General features: G+C 62.0%; 3 protein-coding genes. 2 read left to right on the top strand and 1 reads right to left on the bottom strand.

Annotated elements, in window-relative coordinates; all coding sequences use genetic code 11:
• Positions 1-261 precede the first annotated feature (261 nt).
• The gene (locus tag B3873_RS12130; protein ID WP_286866323.1) at positions 262-531 is read right to left on the bottom strand and encodes a hypothetical protein; all 270 of its coding nucleotides are present in this window, start codon (positions 529-531) and stop codon (positions 262-264) included.
• 56 nt (positions 532-587) lie between these two features.
• On the opposite strand from B3873_RS12130, the gene B3873_RS12135 reads away from it, so the two are divergent.
• Positions 588-2,438: a PHA/PHB synthase family protein gene (locus tag B3873_RS12135; RefSeq protein ID WP_039785289.1), complete on the top strand. Its 1,851-nt coding sequence runs from the start codon at positions 588-590 to the stop codon at positions 2,436-2,438.
• A gap of 248 nt (positions 2,439-2,686) precedes the next feature.
• A partial coding sequence (locus B3873_RS12140; RefSeq protein ID WP_286866326.1) for an SDR family NAD(P)-dependent oxidoreductase occupies positions 2,687-3,157 on the top strand: 471 nt, incomplete at its 3' end.

Here is a 3,157-nt window from a genome sequence, read left to right on the forward strand (position 1 = left end):
CTATGTCTCGCCCCCCTGGCGCGGATCGGCCGTCTTGCGCGACATGCTTGCCGTACTGAAACCCCGCTATCGCCAGATTGCCCTGCGGCGGGTGGCCCGGCACTGAGGGGATGGTGGACGTTTTGCTGAGTTTTGCTGAACGCTCCCCCGGCATGATGCAGTGCGCAAACCGGCGCGCTGTGCGGGCTGCCGACTCACGATGATGGTGCGCGATGATCCCGTTTTCTAAGTTTTTGGAAGAGCCCCTGGATGCGCGTCGGGTCATGCAGCGGGATCGCGCGGAGCCTCGTCCTTGATGACAGACTCGCGTTTAACGGAACTGTCATCTTTGATTTCTTCCTTGCGCTCGGCTGTCAATTTCTTCATCTTTTGACGATTCCGCTTGCGTTGCGGCGTACCCATCAGGTATAAAACGATGGTCAGGGGAATTATCCCGTACAGCAGGAAAGTGGCGACGCCAGCGACCGCCGACTGTTCGGTGATCGACATCATGAAGACGATGTAGAGCCATGCGATAGCGACGATGACCATGGTGAAATGCGCGTCGAGACAAACCGTAACGATACGCGAAAATTGCAGATCCGAGCATGAACAAGCAGAATCCGCAGCAACCTTCTCCCGATGTATCCGCGTGGCTGGCACAGATGTCCGATCCGAAGTTCTGGACCTCGCTGCAGTCCCAATTCCAATCCCAGTTCGAGCAATTCAAGTCGCATTTGCCGCCCATGCCCGCGATGGCGGGGATGCCGCAGATGCCGGGCTTCCCCGGCGGCGCCATGCCACCCGGTGCGGGACAGATCGATCCAACGGTTCTGCTCAAGCAGCTCGGCGAGCACGGCGCGACGCTCGATCCCGCCGATCTGGTCCGCTTGCAGCAGGACTACACCCGCGAATTCGGCGAGCTGTGGCAATCCGTGCTGGCTGCGAAGCCGCCCGCCATCACTGATCGCCGTCTTTCCGCGCCGGCCTGGCAGGAACATCCTTACTTCGCGTTCCAGGCGGCTGCCTATCAATTGAATTCGCGCTTCCTGCTGGCGCTCGCCGATGCGGTCAAGGGCACCGAGAAGGTGCGTCACAAACTGCGTTTTGCGGTGCAGCAGATGATCGATGCGATGTCGCCTGCGAACTTCCTCGCCACCAACCCGGTGGCCCAGCAGAAGATCCTGGAAACGCGCGGCGAGAGCCTGACGCAAGGCATCGCCCAGTTGCTGGCCGACCTGCAGAAGGGCCATATCTCGCAGACCGATGAGACCGCCTTCGAAGTGGGTCGCGACGTCGGGGCCAGCGCCGGTTCGGTGATCTTCGAGAACGAACTGTTCCAGTTGATCCAATACGCGCCGCTGACCAAGACCGTGCACGCGGTACCGCTGCTGATCGTCCCGCCCTGCATCAACAAGTTCTACATCCTCGACCTGCAGCCGCAGAATTCGCTGGTGCGCTATACGGTAGAGCAAGGTCACACGGTGTTCCTGATTTCCTGGCGCAATGCCGATGCCGCCGTCGAGACCGCCACCTGGGAAAACTACGTGGACGACGCCGTGGTGCGCGCCATCCACATCGTCCAGGAAATCAGCAAGCAGCCGCAGATCAATGCCCTCGGCTTCTGCGTCGGCGGCACCATCCTGTCCTGCGCGCTGGCGCTGCTGGCTGCGCGTGGTGAAGATCCGGTCGCCAGCCTGACATTGCTGACGACCTTCCTCGATTTCTCCGATACCGGTGCCATCGATGTCTACATCGACGACATGCAGCTGGCCCTTCGCGAGCAGATGATTGGCAAGCGCGGCCTGATGGCCGGTCGCGATTTCGCCAGCGCCTTCTCCAGCCTGCGTCCCAACGACCTGCTGTGGAACTACGTCGAATCGAATTACCTGAAGGGTGAGAAGCCCAGTGCCTTCGACCTGCTGTACTGGAATGCAGACAGCACCAACCTGCCGGGTCCGATGTTCTGCTACTACCTGCGGCACATGTACCTGGAAAATGCGCTCAAGGAGCCGGGCCGCCTGACGGTGGGCGGCGAGAAGATCGACCTGCGCAAGATCAGCGCGCCGGCCTTCATCTACGCCTCGCGCGATGACCACATCGTGCCCTGGAAATCGGCCTACGCCTCGCTGGACCTGATCAATGCCGGCAAGCGCAGCAACAACCGCTTCGTGTTGGGCGCCTCGGGCCACATTGCCGGGGTCATCAATCCGGCGTCCAAGAACAAGCGCAATTACTGGGTCAACGACAAGGCCAAGGCCGGCAGCGATGCCGATGCCTGGATGGCCGGCGCGACCGAGCATCCCGGCAGCTGGTGGGGCGAGTGGGCGGCGTTCCTGGCCAAGCAGGGCGGGCGCAAGGTGGCCGCACCCAAGGCGCCGGGTTCGACGCGCTACAAGGCCATCGAACCGGCACCGGGCCGCTATGTGAAGGCCAAGGCTGACCAGCTGGTGGGCTGACGTGAATCTGCCAGCCGGCCAGGAAGGTCCACAGAAGCCGGCGGCATTGATGAAAAGAGGGCGATGACCCGAACGGGCTCGCCGACAGAGAGAGACGGCCGGCAGCGCATCCGCGGCGCAGCAGGGCCTGACAAGACAGAGGAGCGTTCTTCGTACGGAGGACTTCCACCAATGCGGCGCACAGCAGACGCGAAAGAGGGGGGCAGGGCTTACCCCAATAAATCACCATCCCTATAGGAGGCAACATAATGAGCAAGCGTATCGCATATGTGACCGGCGGCATGGGCGGCATCGGAACCGCCATCTGCACCCGTCTGTGCAAGGACGGCTACACCGTGGTGGCCGGCTGCGGCCCCAATTCCGCCCGCAAGGACACCTGGCTGGCGACCATGCGCGCCCACGGCTATGACATCCACGCATCCGAAGGCAACGTCTCGGACTGGGAGTCCACCAAGGCCGCCTTCGAGAAGGTGCGCGCCGAGATCGGCGAAGTGGACGTGCTGGTCAACAACGCCGGCATCACCCGCGACGGCCAGTTCCGCAAGATGAGCAAGGGTGACTGGGACGCTGTCATCGACACCAACCTGAACTCGCTGTTCAACGTGACCAAGCAGGTCATCGAGGGCATGTGCGAGCGTGGTTTCGGTCGCATCATCAACATCTCCTCGGTCAACGGCCAGAAGGGGCAGTTCGGCCAGACCAACTACTCCACCGCCAAG

This window comes from Herbaspirillum sp. UBA812 (genome assembly GCF_002296545.1).
GTDB classification, from domain to species: domain Bacteria; phylum Pseudomonadota; class Gammaproteobacteria; order Burkholderiales; family Burkholderiaceae_D; genus Herbaspirillum; species Herbaspirillum huttiense.

Excerpts from the sequence above, each read along its gene's own strand:
- B3873_RS12135 (WP_039785289.1), top strand. The coding sequence starts at position 588 with ATGAACAAGCAGAATCCGCAGCAACCTTCTCCCGATGTATCCGCGTGG.
- B3873_RS12130 (WP_286866323.1), bottom strand. The coding sequence starts at position 531 with ATGGTCATCGTCGCTATCGCATGGCTCTACATCGTCTTCATGATGTCG.